Consider the following 15,606-nt stretch of genomic DNA (forward strand, 5'->3'; position numbering starts at 1 on the left):
GCGCCACCCGGCGCGGCGTGCTCGAAACAGTTGACGGCGCCGGCCATGTTTCGGCATCGTGTGCGGGTTCCGGACGAACGGGGACGGATGATGACCGTCGTTGCCGTTCACGTCCGTTCGAATTCCCGGTGCCGCCGCCATACCCGGCGGCACCACCGCGCTGAATAATCAGGAGCCCTCCATGCTGAAACCCGAAGTGGACAGTCTCGTTCCCCACGTCCCGTTCAGTCGCCGCCGCTTCGTGCAGGCGGCGCTCGGCGGCTCGTTCGCCGCCGCGGTGCTGCCGGTGTCGGCACAAACGATCACGACCGACAGCAACGGTCTCGATTGCGATACGGTCGAGATCCGGTCGGGCGACGCCAGCGTTCCCGCCTACCGCGCCCAGCCGGACGGCAAGAGCAACCTGCCGGTGATCGTCGTGATCCACGAGGTGTTCGGGGTCCATGCGCACATTGCCGACGTGTGCCGCCGCTTCGCGAAGCTCGGCTATCTCGCGATCGCGCCGGACTTGTATGCGCGGCAGGGCGATCCGTCGAAATACCCGACCATCCAGGGCCTCTACGAGGCGATCGTCAGCAAGGTACCCGATCGCCAGGTCAGCGAGGATCTGGACGCGACGGTCGCGTGGGCCGGCAAGAACGGCGGGGACCCGACGCGGCTCGGCGTCACCGGTTTCTGCTGGGGCGGGCGGCAGGCCTGGCTGTTTGCCGAGCACAATCCGCACGTGCGCGCGGCAGTGGCCTGGTACGGCAAGCTGACCGGCGAGCGCAACGAGATGACGCCGTTCAACCCGATCGATCACGCGGCCGACCTTAAGGCGCCGGTGCTCGGCCTGTACGGCGCGAAGGACGACAGCATTGCGCAGGATACGCTGTCCCAGATGCGCGGCAAGCTGCTCGCGAGCGGCACTCAGGCCGGGCGCGAGTCGGAGATTCTCGTGTATCCGGATGCGGGGCACGCGTTCTTCGCCGACTACCGGCCGAGCTACGTGAAGGCCGATGCCGAGGACGGCTGGAGGCGCGCGCTCGCGTGGTTCCACAAGTACGGCGTCATGTGACGCCGGGCCTGCGGATCAGCGGGTCGGGCCGGTCGCGATCGGCCGCGACGGGTCCGCGCTCCATTCGCTCCACGAGCCCGCGTAGAGCAGCGGGTTGTGGAGCCCGGCGATCTCCATGGCCAGCGCGTTATGGCAGGCCGTCACGCCCGAGCCGCACTGCAGGATCACGTTGTTGGCGGGCTGCTCGCCGATCACGCTGATCCATTCGTCACGCAGTTGATGGCCGCTCTTGAAGCGGCCCTCCGGATTCAGATTGTCCTTGAAGAAGCGGTTCACGGCGCCGGGGATGTGGCCGCCGATGCGGTCGAGCGTCTCGTTCTCGCCGCGGTAGCGGTCCGCGGCGCGCGCGTCCACCACCAGCCGCGCTTTCGATGCCAGATTGGCGACCACGGCCGCCGCGTCGACCACGGTGGCGAGCGGCGGTTGCGCGCGGAAATCGCCGGCGCGTTCGGCCGGCATGTCGCGCGTGAGCGTGCCGCCCGCCGCCTGCCACGCCTGCAGGCCGCCGTCGAGCACCGCCACCGAGTCGTGGCCGAGCCAGCGCAGCAGCCACCACAGCCGCGCCGCGTAAATGCCGCCTTGGGCGTCGTAGGCTACCACCTGCTGGTTCGCGCGCAGGCCCTTCGCGGCGAGCGTGGCGACCAGCGTCTCGCGCGCGGGCAGCGGATGGCGGCCGTTGCTGCCCGTTTTCGGGCCGGACAGATCGCGATCGAGGTGCAGATAGCGCGCGCCGGGCAGATGGCCGGTCGCGTAGGCTTGCGCGCCGGCGTCGGGATCGGTCAGGTCGAAGCGGCAATCGAACACGATCAGGCTGTCCGGCGCGGCGGCGAGACGTTCCGCCAGATTGTCGGCGGAGATGAGCGTCGTGTAATGCGTGTGGGACATGGTAGCTCCTGCGGGGAAACGGGCCGGAACCAACAAGTCTAAACAAAAAAAGACAGGCCGAAGCCTGTCTTTTGCGGATTGTGCCGCCGCGATGCCGGCCGCGTCAGATCGTGCCCAGCTTGCGGCGCAGGAACTCGTGGAAGTGCTGCATGCCGTCTTCCATCGGACTTTGATACGGCCCGACTTGCGATTCGCCGCGCTCCATCAGCGCACGGCGGCCGGCGTCCATGCGCATCGCGATCTCGTCGTCCTCGACCGCGGTTTCCATATAGGCCGCCCGCTCGGCCTCGACGAATTCGCGTTCGAACAGCGCGATTTCCTCGGGGTAGTAGAACTCGACGATGTTGGTCGTCTGCTGCGGGCCGCGCGGAATCAGCCACGACACCACGAGCACGTGCGGATACCACTCGATCATCAGGCCCGGGTAATAGACCATCCAGATCGCGCCGAACTCGGGCGGCACGCCGTCCCGAAAGCGCAGCACCTGCTCGTGCCACTTCTGATACGTCGGGCTGCCCGGCTTGGCGAGCGCGTTATGCACGCCGACCGTCTGCACGCTGTACCAGTCGCCGAACTCCCATTTGAGGTCGTCGCAGGACACGAAGCTGCCGAGGCCCGGGTGGAACGGGACGACGTGGTAATCCTCGAGGTAGACCTCGATGAACGTCTTCCAGTTGTAGTTGCACTCATGCACTTCGACATGATCGAACAGGTAGTCCGAGAAGTTGAAGTGATGGCGCGGGCCGAGGTTCGCGAGATCCTTGGCAACGTCGCGGCCTTCCGCCTCGAACAACAGCCCCTGCCAATTCTGCAGCGGGGTGCGGTTCAGGTTCAGGCAGGGTTTGTCGGGGAAGTGCGGCGCCCCGAGCAAGCGGCCGTCGAGATCGTAGGTCCAGCGGTGCAGCGGACACACGATGTTGCTCGCATGGCCGCGGCCGTTCAGCATGATCGCCTGCCGGTGACGGCAGACATTGGAAAGCAACTCGACGCGGGATTCCTGGTTGCGCACCAGCACGCGGCCTTCCTTTTCGGATGGCAGCGCGAAATAATCTCCAGCCTCGGGCACCATCAACTCGTGCCCGATGTAACGAGGTCCTTGCCTGAAGAGAGTTTCGACTTCGCGCGCCAGAAGCGCCTCGTCGAAATAAGCCGTGACTGGAAGCTGGCTGGATGCCGACTTCAACTGCAGCGCGTCGCTCAGATTGGACATTCCCACTCCCGGTGAAAGCGTGAAAGCAGTGAACAACCCAACCATCGAAGAATCGATTTAGGGGAACCGATGATTATACTCGGAAGTGCATCGAGCGGGTAAGTTAAGTGCCTGATTTGTGTCAAAATTTTGACCGTCGATGGCGAGGCCCCGGTTGCGCGCCTGCTTGGCGGTCCGCACCGACGGGGCGGATCGGCTGCGCGGACGGGGCCCCGAATCCGCTTTTGCCGTAGAATGTCCGACTTGTTTTTAATTTGACACCTCGTCCCATGGCGAAAAACGCAACCCCGGACGCCGCGGCGTCGGGTGCCGGTCCCGATTCGGCGCCGGCTTCCTACGAAACCGCGCTCGAGGAACTCGAGACGCTGGTCGCACGGATGGAGGGTGGCGCCCTGAGCCTCGAGGATTCGCTGAGCGCATATCGCCGCGGCGCAGTCCTCGTTGCGTTTTGCCAACAGCAGCTCGACAAGGTGGAGCAGCAGGTGCGCGTGCTCGACGGGGCCGCGCTGAAGCCGCACTCCACCGGCGTGGCCGCTACGGACGGCGAAGACGACGATCTATGACATTCCAACAATGGATGCGCGCGGTGCTGGCGCGCGTCGAAGATGCGCTTGGCCACTATCTGCCGGCCGACACGGTGGTTCCCGGCACGCTGCACGAAGCGATGCGCTATGCGGTGATGGGTGGGGGCAAACGCGTGAGGCCGCTGCTGTGCCATGCGGCCGGTGAGCTGACGGGCGCGAGCGAGGCGGCCAGCAATGCCGCGTCGGCCGCGCTGGAGATGATCCACGTCTATTCGCTTGTTCACGACGACATGCCGTGCATGGACGACGATGCGCTGCGCCGTGGCAAGCCGACCGTCCACGTGCAGTATGACGAGCCGACGGCGCTGCTGGTCGGCGACGCGCTGCAGTCGCAGGCGTTCGTGGCGCTGACCGACGCGGCCGCGCTCTCGCCGCAGCAGCAGGCCGCGCTCGTGCGCGAGCTGGCGCTCGCGAGCGGCTCGATCGGCATGGCCGGCGGGCAGGCGATCGACCTCGCCAGCGTCGGCCAGATGCTGACGCGCGAGCAGCTTGAGACGATGCACCGGATGAAGACGGGGGCGCTGCTGCGTGCCTCGGTGCGCATGGGGGCGCTGGCCGGCGAGACGCCGACCGCGGACACCATGCGCGCGCTCGACGCCTATGCAGCCGCGGTCGGTCTCGCGTTCCAGGTGGTCGACGACATTCTCGACGTCACCACCGATTCGGCCACGCTCGGCAAGACGGCTGGCAAGGACGCGGCAGCCAACAAGCCCACTTACGTGTCGATCATCGGTCTCGATGCGTCGCGCGAGCTGGCCGCGCAGTTGCGCGCCGATGCGCACGCGGCGCTGCAACCGTTCGGCGCGCGCGCGCAACGCCTTGCCGAACTCGCCGACCTGGTGGTGAACCGGGTCAGCTGACGCGAAAGCCCGCCGCCGCGCCTGGCCTTGCAAGAAGGCGCGCGAAGGAGTGCGGGCGCGTTTGATTTCCTACAATGGAACGACGATGTACGACCTGCTGAAAACCATCGACGATCCGGCGGATCTGCGCCGCCTCGATCGCCGCCAACTGCAACCGCTCGCCGACGAGCTGCGCGCCTTCGTGCTCGACAGCGTGTCGAAGACGGGTGGCCATTTGTCGTCCAACCTCGGCACCGTCGAACTGACGCTGGCGTTGCACTACGTGTTCAACACGCCGGACGATCGCATCGTGTGGGATGTCGGCCACCAGACCTATCCTCACAAGATCCTGACCGGCCGTCGCGAGCAGATGGCCACGCTGCGCCAGTTCGACGGCATCTCGGGCTTCCCGCGCCGCTCGGAGTCGGTCTACGACACGTTCGGCACCGCGCACTCGAGCACCTCGATCTCGGCCGCGCTCGGCATGGCGATCGGCAGCCAGCTGAACGGCGACGACCGGTTCTCGATCGCCGTGATCGGTGACGGCGCGATGACGGCCGGCATGGCCTTCGAGGCGATGAACAACGCCGGCGTGTCGGAGCATGCCAAGCTGCTCGTGATCCTCAACGACAACGACATGTCGATCTCGCCGCCCGTGGGCGCGCTCAACCGCCATCTCGCGCGCCTGATGTCGGGCCGCTTCTACGCGGCCGCGCGCGCCGGCGTGGAGCGCGTGCTGAGCGTCGCGCCGCCCGTGCTCGAACTCGCGCGCAAGCTCGAGGAGCACGCCAAGGGCATGGTCGTGCCGGCCACGCTGTTCGAGGAGTTCGGCTTCAACTACATCGGCCCGATCGACGGTCACGACCTCGATTCGCTGATCCCGACGCTGCAGAACATCAAGGAACTGCGCGGCCCGCAGTTCCTGCACGTGGTCACGAAGAAGGGCCAGGGCTACAAGCTCGCCGAGGCCGACCCGGTGCTCTACCACGGCCCGGGCAAGTTCAACCCGGCCGAAGGCATCAAGCCGTCGGCGGCGCCCGCCAAGAAGACCTACACGCAGGTGTTCGGCGAGTGGCTTTGCGACATGGCCGAGCTCGATGCGCGGGTGGTCGGCATCACGCCGGCGATGCGCGAGGGCTCGGGCATGGTCGAGTTCGAGAAGCGCTTCCCCGCGCGCTACTACGACGTCGGCATCGCCGAGCAGCACGCCGTGACGTTCGCGGGCGGCCTCGCCACCGAAGGGCTCAAGCCGGTGGTGGCGATCTATTCGACGTTCCTGCAGCGCGCCTACGATCAGTTGATCCACGACATCGCGCTGCAGAACCTGCCGGTGGTGTTCGCGATCGACCGGGCCGGCCTGGTCGGCGCCGACGGCGCGACGCACGCGGGCGCCTACGATCTCGCGTTTCTGCGCTGCATCCCGAACATGACCGTCATGGCCGCGTCCGACGAGGACGAGTGCCGTCAGATGCTCTACACGGCGGTGCAGCAGCCCAACCCGACGGCGGTGCGCTATCCGCGCGGCGCCGGTGCCGGCGTGCCCACCGTGAAGGCGATGACGGCGCTGCCGGTCGGCAAGGGCGAAGTGCGCCGCCGTTCGGCGCAGCCCGAGGGCAAGCGCGTGGCGATCCTCGCGTTCGGCACGATGGTCGCGCCGTCGCTCGCGGCGGCCGAGCAGATCGACGCCACCGTGGCCAACATGCGCTTCGTGAAGCCGGTGGACGCGGAGCTGATCCGCGAGCTCGCCGAGACGCACGACTACCTCGTGACGGTCGAGGAAGGCTGCGTGCAGGGCGGGGCCGGTTCGGCCTGCGTGGAAGCCCTGATGGAAAGTGGGGTTATCCGGCCCGTACTACAATTGGGCCTGCCCGATCGCTTCATCGATCATGGCGAGCCGGCCAAGCTGCTGTCGCTGTGCGGCCTCGATGCGGCGGGCATCGCGAAGTCGATTCGCGAGCGTTTCCTGAGCCAGTCCGCCGAGCTTGCCCGGCAGGCGAAGCGGGTGGCCTGACGCAGTGGACGGCTGGGCCGCCGGGCGGCCTGGCCGTCGTGTCCGGAACTGGCGTCCGGATCCGAAAACATGGGCCTGCGGGCCCATGTTGCATTTCCGGCGTAGCGCCTCTGCTGGCGAGGGCGTGCGCCGGCTATGGCGCGCGACACAATAACAAGGATCGAACCAGATGAACCAGATGAACCCCGGCTTCGCGATGCCCGACGTGCAGAGCACCGTCGATACGCGGCAGATCCCGATTCAGCGCGTCGGCGTGAAGGCGGTCCGGCATCCGCTGAGCGTGCGCGGCGGCACCGGTGAGATTCAGCCGAGTGTCGGGACGTGGAATCTCGACGTGCAGCTGCCTGCCGACCAGAAGGGCACGCACATGTCGCGCTTCGTGGCGCTGCTCGAGGAAAACGACCAGCCGCTGACAGCCGAGGTGTTTCGCGGCCTGCTCGCGTCGATGCTCGTCAGGCTCGAGGCGCAGGCCGGCCGCATCGAGGTGTCGTTTCCGTATTTCGTGCGCAAGACGGCGCCCGTGTCGGGCGTGAAGAGCCTGCTCGACTATCAGGTGACGTTGGCAGGCGACCTGCGCGACGGCGTCACGCGGCTGTTCCTGAAGGTGCTCGTGCCGGTCACCAGCCTGTGCCCGTGTTCGAAGCAGATCTCGCAGTACGGTGCGCACAACCAGCGCTCGCACGTGACCATCGACGCCGAGCTGAACGCCGACGTGCCGGCCGAGGATCTGATCCGGATCGCCGAGGAAGAGGCGTCATGCGAGCTGTGGGGGCTGCTCAAGCGCCCGGACGAAAAGTTCGTCACCGAGCGTGCCTATGAGAACCCGAAGTTCGTCGAGGATCTGGTGCGCGACGTCGCGCAGCGGCTCGACGCGGACGATCGGATCGCCGCCTACGTGCTGGAGGCCGAGAACTTCGAGTCGATCCACAACCACAGCGCCTATGCGTTGATCGAGCGCGACAAGCGGATCGCCTGAATGCGGCGCGTGCAAGGGGCAAAGGCCTCCCCTCGTCGCGGCGGGGCGCTCGGGGGCGACGGCGCGCCCCGTGCTCAGCGAGCGAGCGCGGCCAGGTCCCACCTCGGCTTCACGGTGAACGCGTAGTCGCGATTCGCCTGATCCGGCCAGCGTGCGAGGCGCAATGCGCCGGCCAGCGCGATCATCGCGCCGTTGTCGGTGCAGAGCGCGAGATCGGGGTAGTGGACCTCGAAGCCGCGCTGCTTCGCGGCGGCCGACAGTGCCGCGCGCAGTTGCCGATTCGCGCCGACGCCGCCTGCCACCACCAGACGTTTCAGCTTGGTCTGCTTCAGCGCCGCGAGCGATTTGGCGGCCAGCACATCGACGGCCGCGTCGACGAAGCCGCGCGCGAGATCGGCCTTCGCCGCATCGAGCGCTTCGCCTGCCGCGCCGCTCGCCTCGATCTTCTTCATCTGCGTGAGCACGGCCGTCTTCAGGCCGCTGAAGCTGAAATCGAGATCGCCCGAGTGCAGCATCGGCCGCGGCAGCGCGACCGCGCCGGGGGTGCCGTGCTCGGCCAGCTTCGAGACTTCCGGGCCGCCCGGATAGCCGAGGCCGATCAGCTTGGCGGTCTTGTCGAACGCTTCGCCGGCCGCGTCGTCGAGCGTTTCGCCCAGCGTCTCGTAGACGCCTACCCCGGTCACCCGCATCAGCTGCGTGTGGCCGCCCGACACCAGCAGCGCGACGAACGGGAACGGCGGCGGCGCATCCACCAGCAGCGGCGAGAGCAGATGCCCTTCGAGATGATGGATGCCGATAGCGGGCTTGTCCCAGGCCATCGCCAGCGCGTTCGCGATGCTCGCGCCGACCAGCAGCGCGCCCGCGAGGCCAGGGCCTTGTGTGAACGCGATCGCGTCGACGTCCTCGTGCCGCGCGCCGCCTGCGGCGAACACCTGCTCGAGCAGCGGCAGCGCGCGGCGGATGTGATCGCGCGAGGCGAGCTCGGGCACGACGCCGCCGTATTCACGGTGCATGGCGATCTGCGAATGGAGCGCGTGCGAGACGAGGCCGCGCTCGGTGTCGTAGAGCGCGAGGCCGGTTTCGTCGCACGAGCTTTCGATGCCGAGGACAAGCATGGTTCGGTGGAGCGGCCGGAGGGCCGGATAGGCAATGGCAACCGGGCAGTATACCAGCGCGTCCCGTTTCGGCGCCTGGCCGGAGCGCGGGCGATGCCGCGCCGCAAGGCGATCGGGGCGGGCCGCTATCGGCATCGAGCGGATATTGCCGGTATTGCCGTGCGCGCGGCGCCGACCGTCGGCAGGCGGCAGGCGGGCAGCCGGGGCGACGGCGGTTACAATCCGCGCCATGGAACATTTCGATATCGCCGTGATCGGCGCGGGCGCCGCCGGCATGATGAGCGCGGCCGTGGCCGGACAACTCGGGCGCCGCGTGGTGCTGATCGATCATTCGCCGCGCCTGGCGGAAAAGATCCGGATCTCGGGCGGCGGCCGCTGCAACTTCACCAACCTGAACGCCGGCCCCGACAACTATCTTTCACAGAATCCGCGCTTCTGCCGCTCGGCGCTGGCGCGCTACACGCCGCGCGACTTTCTCGCCCTGCTGGCGCGGCATCGCATCAGCTGGCACGAAAAACACAAGGGCCAGCTGTTCTGCGATCAGCTCAGCGACGGCATCATCGACGTGCTGAAGTCCGAATGCGACGCCGGCGGCATCGCCTGGCGGCGGCCGGTGGCGGTGGCAGCGGTGCGTCACGCCGAGGGCACCGGCTTCGCGCTCGACACGAACGCCGGCGCGATCGGGGCGAAGGCGCTGATCGTCGCCACGGGCGGGCTCTCGATCCCGAAGATCGGCGCGACCGATTTCGCCTACCGGCTCGCCAAGCAATTCGGCCACAAGCTGGTCGACACGCGCCCGGCGCTGGTGCCGCTGACCTTCGCGGCCGCCGACTGGGCGCCGTTTGCGGCGCTGTCTGGCGTCTCGCTCGAAGTGCGGGTGGCGACCGGGGGGAGAAAGGACGGCGGCGAGTTCGTCGAGGATCTGCTGCTCACGCACCGCGGCCTGTCCGGCCCCGGCATCCTGCAGATCTCGAGCTATTGGCGTCCCGGCGAGCCGATCCACATCGACCTGCTGCCGCGCGAGGACGCCACCGCCGCGCTGCTCGAGGCCAAGTCGGGCTCGAAGCGGCAGATCGGCGCGCTGCTGTCGGAGTGGGTGCCCGCCCGGCTCGCCCAGGTCTGGCTCGAGACGCAGCGCGTTGCCTCCGACGCGCGGCTCGCCGACCTGCCGGACAAGGCGCTGCGCCAGGTGGGCGCGGCGCTGTCGCGCTGGACGCTGGTGCCCGACGGCACCGAGGGCTACCGCAAGGCCGAGGTGACCAAGGGCGGCGTCGACACGCGCGAGCTGTCGTCGGCGACGATGATGAGCGCGCGGGTGCCCGGCCTGTTCTTCATCGGCGAATCGGTCGACGTGACGGGCTGGCTTGGCGGCTACAACTTCCAGTGGGCCTGGGCCTCGGGCGTGGCCGCCGGGCAGGCCGCGGCCGAACTGACGGGAAGGACTTGACGGGATAGTGCATTTGTGCAATCCGTCTGCTATACTCCCTGATCTTTCTCCGTAAAACTCACTTTTCTGTGACGGGTCATGACGATCATTCGCGTTAAAGAAAACGAGCCTTTTGAAGTCGCGATGCGCCGCTTCAAGCGCACGATCGAGAAGAACGGCTTGCTGACCGAGCTTCGTGCGCGCGAGTTTTACGAGAAACCCACGGCGGAGCGCAAGCGCAAGAAGGCGGCGGCCGTGAAGCGTCACTACAAGCGCATTCGCAGCCAGACGCTGCCGAAGAAGCTCTACTGAGAGCGGCGCGAGTCACCCTATGTCGAAGCGCCGCCAGGCAGTCCGCGCGGCGTGCCGGTGGTCCCATCCTGCAGGCTGTCGATGCCGGATTCGAGCAAACCCGCTTGAGACACTCTCAAGCGGGTTTTTGTGTTGAGGTCCGGCATTCCGGCATTCGATGTTTTTTCCTCACCCGGGTAAAGCCATGAGTTTGAAAGATCAGATCAGCGAAGACATGAAGACCGCCATGCGCGCCAAGGACACCCTGCGGCTCGGCACGATCCGGTTGCTGCTGTCCGCGATCAAGCAGCGCGAGGTCGACGAGCGCGTCACGCTCGACGACGCCGGCGTGACGACGATCGTCGAGCGGATGCTGAAGCAGCGCAAGGATTCGATCTCGCAGTTCCAGGCGGCCGGCCGCGACGACCTGGTCGCGCAGGAGCAGGCGGAAATGGCGGTGCTGATTGCCTACCTGCCGGCGCAATTGTCCGATGCCGAGGTGGCCGACGCCGTGCAGGAGGTGGTGGTCGCGCTCGGCGCGTCCGGCCCGCAGGATCTGGGCCGCGTGATGGCCGCGCTCAAGACCCGGCTGGCCGGCAAGGCCGACATGACGGCGGTGGCTGCGCTCGCCAAGGCGGCGCTCGTCAAGTAAGCGAAGGCGGGCACGCACGCCGTGCCCGCCGCGTTCGACCCAGGCCGCCGTCGTGATCCCGCATTCGTTTCTTCAGGACCTGCTCAACCGCGTCGATATCGTCGACGTGGTGGGCCGTTACGTCCAGCTGAAGAAGGGCGGTGCCAACTTCATGGGGCTCTGCCCGTTCCACAACGAGAAGAGCCCGTCGTTTACCGTCAGCCCGACCAAGCAGTTCTACCACTGCTTCGGCTGCGGCGCGCACGGCACCGCGATCGGCTTCCTGATGGAACACGCCGGGCTCACGTTTCCCGAGGCCGTCGAGCAGCTCGCGCAATCGGTCGGGCTGAGCGTGCCGCGCGAGCCCTCGCCGATGCGTGGCGGCGGTGGCTACGGCGGCCATGGCGGCGAGGGTGCGCCGCTGCCGGCCGTGTCGAAATCGTTGACCACGGCGCTGACCGACGTGATGCAGACCGCCTGCGACTACTATCGCAAGCAGCTGCGCGGCGCGCCGAACGCGATCCAGTATCTGAAGAAGCGCGGCCTGACGGGCGAGATCGCGCTGCGCTTCGGGCTCGGCTATGCGCCGGACGGCTGGCAGAACCTGGAGGAGGCGTTCGAGGACTACCGGCGCGAGGAGCTCGTCGAGGCCGGGCTCGTGATCGTCAGCGAGAAGACCGATGCGCAGGGCGCCGCGCGCCGCTACGACCGGTTCCGCGAGCGCATCATGTTTCCGATCCGCAACGTGAAGGGCGCCGTGATCGGCTTCGGCGGCCGCGTGCTCGACTCCGGCGAACCGAAGTACCTCAATTCGCCGGAAACGCCGCTCTTCAACAAGGGCAGCGAGTTGTACGGGCTGTTCGAGGCGCGCCTTGCGATCCGCGAGCACAAGTACGCATTGGTGGTGGAGGGCTACATGGACGTGGTCGCGCTCGCGCAACTCGGTTTCCCGAACGCGGTGGCCACGCTCGGCACGGCCTGCACGCCGATCCATGTGCAGAAGCTGCTGCGGCAGACCGATACCGTGGTGTTCAGCTTCGACGGCGACTCGGCCGGCCGCCGCGCCGCGCGTCGCGCGCTCGAGGCCTGCCTGCCGCACGCGGCCGACAATCGGACGATCCGCTTCCTGTTCCTGCCGGCCGAGCACGATCCGGACAGCTACGTGCGCGAGTTCGGCGCCGACGCGTTTTCCGAGCAGGTGCGCCGTGCCATGCCGCTGTCGCAGTTCCTGCTCAACGAGGCGATCCGCGACAAGGAACTCGACCAGCCGGAAGGGCGGGCCAAGGCCCTGTTCGACGCGAAGCCGCTGCTGCAGGCGCTGCCCGCCAACGCGCTGCGCGCGCAGATCATGCATATGTTCGCCGATCGCCTCGACATCCCGTTCGAGGAAGTGGCGAGCCTGAGCGAGGTCGATGCGCGGATTCCCGCGCCGCTGCGCCAGGCACCCGCGCGCAACGACCGCCGGCGCGTGACCGACCAGGAGAAGCGCGCGCTGCGCAACCTGATCATGCATCCGCGCATCGCGATGCTGCTCGACGACGACGAGATCGCCACGCTGCGCGGCTTGCCGAGAAATGGGGAACTGTTCGACGAGGTGCTCGGCCATGCGCGTGCACTGGGGGATGCGGCTGAATTCCGGCTGTTGCCCGACGTTCTACGCAGTTCGGCGAACGCGGAAACCTATGACGAAATCATTCGTGAAATTCTCGACTATGATGAAAACGTTCGCGATCTCATGTCGGATCCTGCCGAGGACGGCGAGGCGCAGGAAACCGTGCGGGAGCGGGAGCGGATCGCGGGCGAGGAATTGAAGGCGGCCGTGCTGAAGATGCGCTACGACGCCTGTAACGACCGCTGCAACGAGCTGGCGAGGCTTTCGAAGCCGTCCCCGGAGGAGCTGGCCGAACTCGTCGTACTGAACCGCGCGCGTACCGAAATGAAGGCGCGGCTTGGCCTGTAATGGCGGGGCTGTCCGCAGGCGGCCAATCGGGAAGGAAGTGACTAACGGGGAAGGAAGAGGCTTACCCCAACGTGCTATAATACAAGGTTTTCAGCGGTTTGTTTTCTGAGCACAGAGGCGAAATTCGCAATGGCAAAGACGGCAGGCGGGAAGACAGCAGTGGGCAAGGGCTCCGACGAGCCGACCTCCAAGGTCACGAAGGCCCGATCTGCTGGTTCCGCGAAGTCGGTGTCCGGCGCGTCGCCCGCTGGCAGGAAACGCACCGTGGCCGGCACCGCGAAGGCTGCGCCGGCACCGACGGTTCGTGCATCACGGGCCGTCGCGAAATCCGAATCGCATGCGGCGGCAAGGCCGCCGGCGGAGCGGATCAGTGCGAATAGCGCAAGGGCAGCGGCTGCCGCCGCGGACGAAACGGCAGTACGCACTACTCAAGCATCCACGGTTCAACAGGCTGTTGTCCAGCAGCCGCGAGTCGAATTAGCCGGTACGGCGAACTCCATGACGAAAAAGCTGAACGAAGTATCCGTCGATGACGACGCAACCCAGAGCGAAGAGCAGCCGACGGCCGCTGCAGCGGGCAAGGAAAAGACGACCAAGGCGCGCGACCGCCGCGCGAAGGAAAAGCTGCTGCTGAAGGAAGCGTTCGCGTCGAGCCAACCCGGCACCGCCGAGGAGCTCGAGGAGCGGCGCGTGAAGCTGCGTGCGCTCATCAAGCTGGGCAAGGAGCGCGGCTTCCTGACCTATGCCGAAATCAACGACCACCTGCCCGACAACTTCACGGAAACGGAAGCGCTGGAAGGCATCATCGGCACGTTCAACGACATGGGCGTGGCGGTGTACGAGCAGGCGCCCGACGCGGAAACGCTGCTGCTCAACGATAACGCGCCCGCCGCTTCGTCGGACGACGAAGTCGAGGAAGAAGCCGAAGTCGCGCTGTCGACCGTCGATTCCGAGTTCGGTCGCACGACCGACCCGGTGCGGATGTACATGCGCGAGATGGGCACGGTCGAGCTGCTCACGCGTGAAGGCGAAATCGAGATCGCGAAGCGTATCGAGGACGGCCTGCGCCACATGGTGATGGCGATTTCCGCGTGCCCGACCACGATCGCTGACATCCTCGCGATGGCCGAGCGCGTTGCCAACGACGAGATTCGTGTGGACGAACTCGTTGACGGCCTGCTCGATCCGAACGCAGAGGACACCGACGGCTTCAACGCGAAGGAAGCGGAAGAGGCCGAGGAAGCCGAGGAGGAAGAAGAGGAGGCGAACGAGGACGAGGAAGAGGAGGACGACGACGGCGCCGCCCAGGCCACCGCCAACGCCGCCCAGCTCGAAGCGCTCAAGCGCGCCTCGCTCGAGAAGTTCGCGCTGATCAGCGAGTGGTTCGACAAGATGCGTCGTGCGTTCGAGAAGGAGGGCTACAAGTCGAAGTCCTACCTGAAGGCGCAGGAAACCATCCAGAACGAACTGATGTCGATCCGCTTCACCGCGCGCACCGTCGAGCGTCTGTGCGACACGCTGCGCGCGCAGGTGGATGAGGTCCGGCAGGTCGAGCGCCAGATCCTGCACATCGTCGTCGACAAGTGCGGCATGCCGCGCTCGGAATTCATCGCGCGTTTCCCGGGCAGCGAGACCGATCTCACGTGGGCCGAGAAGGTTGCGGCGGAAAGCCATTCGTATAGCGCGATCCTGGTGCGCAACATCCCGGCGATCCACGAACAGCAGCAGCGCCTGCTCGACCTGCAGGCGCGCGTGGTGTTGCCGCTGAAGGACCTGAAGGAAACCAACCGGCAGATGGCGGCCGGCGAACTGAAGGCGCGCCAGGCCAAGCGCGAGATGACCGAGGCCAACCTGCGTCTCGTGATCTCGATCGCTAAGAAGTATACGAACCGCGGCCTGCAGTTCCTCGACTTGATCCAGGAAGGCAACATCGGCCTGATGAAGGCGGTGGACAAGTTCGAATATCGTCGCGGCTACAAGTTCTCGACCTATGCGACGTGGTGGATCCGCCAGGCCATCACGCGCTCGATCGCGGACCAGGCGCGCACCATCCGGATCCCGGTTCACATGATCGAGACGATCAACAAGATGAACCGGATCTCGCGTCAGATCCTGCAGGAAACCGGCCTCGAACCTGATCCGGCGACGCTCGCCGAGAAGATGGAGATGCCCGAGGACAAGATCCGCAAGATCATGAAGATCGCGAAGGAACCGATCTCGATGGAAACGCCGATCGGCGACGACGACGATTCGCATCTGGGCGACTTCATCGAGGATTCGAACACGGTTGCGCCGGCCGATGCCGCGCTGCATGCGAGCATGCGCGACGTCGTCAAGGACGTGCTCGATTCGCTGACGCCGCGCGAGGCAAAGGTGCTGCGGATGCGCTTCGGCATCGAGATGAGCACCGACCATACGCTCGAGGAAGTCGGCAAGCAGTTCGACGTCACGCGTGAGCGGATTCGCCAGATCGAGGCCAAGGCACTGCGCAAGCTGCGTCATCCGAGCCGTTCGGACAAGCTGAAATCGTTCCTCGAAGGGAACTGATCGGCATCCGTGCACAGCGCCGCCGCCGCCGAAGTTGCCGGCGGCGGTTCTTCACTCCCCAATTATTCGGTACA

General features: G+C 66.7%; 14 protein-coding genes. 10 read left to right on the plus strand and 4 right to left on the minus strand.

Annotated elements, in window-relative coordinates; all coding sequences use genetic code 11:
* The first annotated feature begins 181 nt into the window (after positions 1–181).
* Positions 182–1,057 carry a dienelactone hydrolase family protein gene (locus tag KS03_RS06390; RefSeq protein ID WP_015877628.1) on the plus strand — a complete coding sequence of 292 codons (876 nt, stop codon included), beginning with the start codon at positions 182–184 and terminating at the stop codon, positions 1,055–1,057.
* Positions 1,058–1,072: 15 nt separating this feature from the next.
* Here KS03_RS06390 and KS03_RS06395 read toward each other — a convergent pair whose 3' ends face one another.
* Together KS03_RS06395 and KS03_RS06400 are read right to left on the minus strand one after the other, a co-directional pair.
* On the minus strand, positions 1,073–1,942 hold the full coding sequence (locus tag KS03_RS06395) for a sulfurtransferase (RefSeq protein ID WP_017432263.1): 870 nt from the start codon (positions 1,940–1,942) through the stop codon (positions 1,073–1,075).
* A 103-nt stretch (positions 1,943–2,045) separates the two neighbouring features.
* Positions 2,046–3,152, minus strand: a complete 1,107-nt coding sequence (locus KS03_RS06400; protein ID WP_015877626.1) for an aromatic ring-hydroxylating oxygenase subunit alpha — start codon at positions 3,150–3,152, stop codon at positions 2,046–2,048.
* Positions 3,153–3,421: 269 nt separating this feature from the next.
* Between KS03_RS06400 and KS03_RS06405 the strand changes: the two genes are divergently transcribed.
* From KS03_RS06405 to folE2, 4 genes are all read left to right on the plus strand, one after another.
* A complete protein-coding gene (locus KS03_RS06405) occupies positions 3,422–3,715 on the plus strand; it encodes an exodeoxyribonuclease VII small subunit (RefSeq protein ID WP_015877625.1) in 294 nt (97 codons plus the stop codon).
* Positions 3,712–4,596 (plus strand): polyprenyl synthetase family protein, encoded by an 885-nt coding sequence (locus KS03_RS06410; RefSeq protein WP_015877624.1) that lies wholly within the window; start codon positions 3,712–3,714, stop codon positions 4,594–4,596. The genes KS03_RS06405 and KS03_RS06410 overlap by 4 nt, the downstream gene beginning before the upstream one ends.
* 85 nt (positions 4,597–4,681) lie before the next feature.
* Positions 4,682–6,586: a 1-deoxy-D-xylulose-5-phosphate synthase gene (dxs, locus tag KS03_RS06415; RefSeq protein ID WP_015877623.1), complete on the plus strand. Its 1,905-nt coding sequence runs from the start codon at positions 4,682–4,684 to the stop codon at positions 6,584–6,586.
* 169 nt (positions 6,587–6,755) lie between these two features.
* Positions 6,756–7,562 (plus strand): GTP cyclohydrolase FolE2, encoded by an 807-nt coding sequence (gene folE2, locus KS03_RS06420; protein WP_015877622.1) that lies wholly within the window; start codon positions 6,756–6,758, stop codon positions 7,560–7,562.
* Between the two features lie 74 nt (positions 7,563–7,636).
* Here the strand turns inward: folE2 and tsaD are convergent, their stop codons facing one another.
* Positions 7,637–8,677 carry a tRNA (adenosine(37)-N6)-threonylcarbamoyltransferase complex transferase subunit TsaD gene (tsaD, locus tag KS03_RS06425; RefSeq protein ID WP_015877621.1) on the minus strand — a complete coding sequence of 347 codons (1,041 nt, stop codon included), beginning with the start codon at positions 8,675–8,677 and terminating at the stop codon, positions 7,637–7,639.
* Between the two features lie 34 nt (positions 8,678–8,711).
* Between tsaD and KS03_RS06430 the strand changes: the two genes are divergently transcribed.
* From KS03_RS06430 to dnaG, 4 genes are all read left to right on the plus strand, one after another.
* A complete protein-coding gene (locus KS03_RS06430; RefSeq protein ID WP_257739411.1) occupies positions 8,712–10,124 on the plus strand; it encodes a BaiN/RdsA family NAD(P)/FAD-dependent oxidoreductase in 1,413 nt (470 codons plus the stop codon).
* Between the two features lie 78 nt (positions 10,125–10,202).
* Entirely contained in the window at positions 10,203–10,415 is a 213-nt protein-coding gene (gene rpsU, locus KS03_RS06435; RefSeq protein ID WP_006479415.1) for a 30S ribosomal protein S21, read from the plus strand.
* 184 nt (positions 10,416–10,599) lie between these two features.
* Positions 10,600–11,046, plus strand: coding sequence for a GatB/YqeY domain-containing protein (locus KS03_RS06440; RefSeq protein ID WP_015877618.1), 447 nt, complete (start codon positions 10,600–10,602; stop codon positions 11,044–11,046).
* 52 nt (positions 11,047–11,098) lie between these two features.
* Positions 11,099–12,985 carry a DNA primase gene (gene dnaG / locus KS03_RS06445; RefSeq protein WP_015877617.1) on the plus strand — a complete coding sequence of 629 codons (1,887 nt, stop codon included), beginning with the start codon at positions 11,099–11,101 and terminating at the stop codon, positions 12,983–12,985.
* 74 nt (positions 12,986–13,059) lie between these two features.
* Here dnaG and KS03_RS32655 read toward each other — a convergent pair whose 3' ends face one another.
* The gene (locus tag KS03_RS32655) at positions 13,060–13,410 is read right to left on the minus strand and encodes an RNA polymerase subunit sigma (RefSeq protein WP_230674369.1); all 351 of its coding nucleotides are present in this window, start codon (positions 13,408–13,410) and stop codon (positions 13,060–13,062) included.
* Here KS03_RS32655 and rpoD point away from each other — a divergent pair.
* Entirely contained in the window at positions 13,352–15,532 is a 2,181-nt protein-coding gene (rpoD, locus tag KS03_RS06450; protein WP_230674368.1) for an RNA polymerase sigma factor RpoD, read from the plus strand. The two genes, KS03_RS32655 and rpoD, sit on opposite strands and share 59 nt — an antisense overlap.
* The last annotated feature ends 74 nt before the right edge of the window (positions 15,533–15,606 follow it).

It is taken from the genome of Burkholderia glumae LMG 2196 = ATCC 33617 (assembly GCF_000960995.1).
GTDB classification, from domain to species: domain Bacteria; phylum Pseudomonadota; class Gammaproteobacteria; order Burkholderiales; family Burkholderiaceae; genus Burkholderia; species Burkholderia glumae.

Bases quoted from the DNA above. Each gene is read 5' to 3' on its own strand.
- KS03_RS06440 (WP_015877618.1), top strand. From the start codon at position 10,600: ATGAGTTTGAAAGATCAGATCAGCGAAGACATGAAGACCGCCATGCGC.
- folE2 (WP_015877622.1), top strand. From the start codon at position 6,756: ATGAACCAGATGAACCCCGGCTTCGCGATGCCCGACGTGCAGAGCACC.
- KS03_RS06430 (WP_257739411.1), top strand. From the start codon at position 8,712: ATGGCAACCGGGCAGTATACCAGCGCGTCCCGTTTCGGCGCCTGGCCG.
- KS03_RS06395 (WP_017432263.1), bottom strand. From the start codon at position 1,942: ATGTCCCACACGCATTACACGACGCTCATCTCCGCCGACAATCTGGCG.
- tsaD (WP_015877621.1), bottom strand. From the start codon at position 8,677: ATGCTTGTCCTCGGCATCGAAAGCTCGTGCGACGAAACCGGCCTCGCG.
- dxs (WP_015877623.1), top strand. From the start codon at position 4,682: ATGTACGACCTGCTGAAAACCATCGACGATCCGGCGGATCTGCGCCGC.
- KS03_RS06410 (WP_015877624.1), top strand. From the start codon at position 3,712: ATGACATTCCAACAATGGATGCGCGCGGTGCTGGCGCGCGTCGAAGAT.
- KS03_RS06400 (WP_015877626.1), bottom strand. From the start codon at position 3,152: ATGTCCAATCTGAGCGACGCGCTGCAGTTGAAGTCGGCATCCAGCCAG.
- KS03_RS06390 (WP_015877628.1), top strand. From the start codon at position 182: ATGCTGAAACCCGAAGTGGACAGTCTCGTTCCCCACGTCCCGTTCAGT.
- KS03_RS06405 (WP_015877625.1), top strand. From the start codon at position 3,422: ATGGCGAAAAACGCAACCCCGGACGCCGCGGCGTCGGGTGCCGGTCCC.
- rpsU (WP_006479415.1), top strand. From the start codon at position 10,203: ATGACGATCATTCGCGTTAAAGAAAACGAGCCTTTTGAAGTCGCGATG.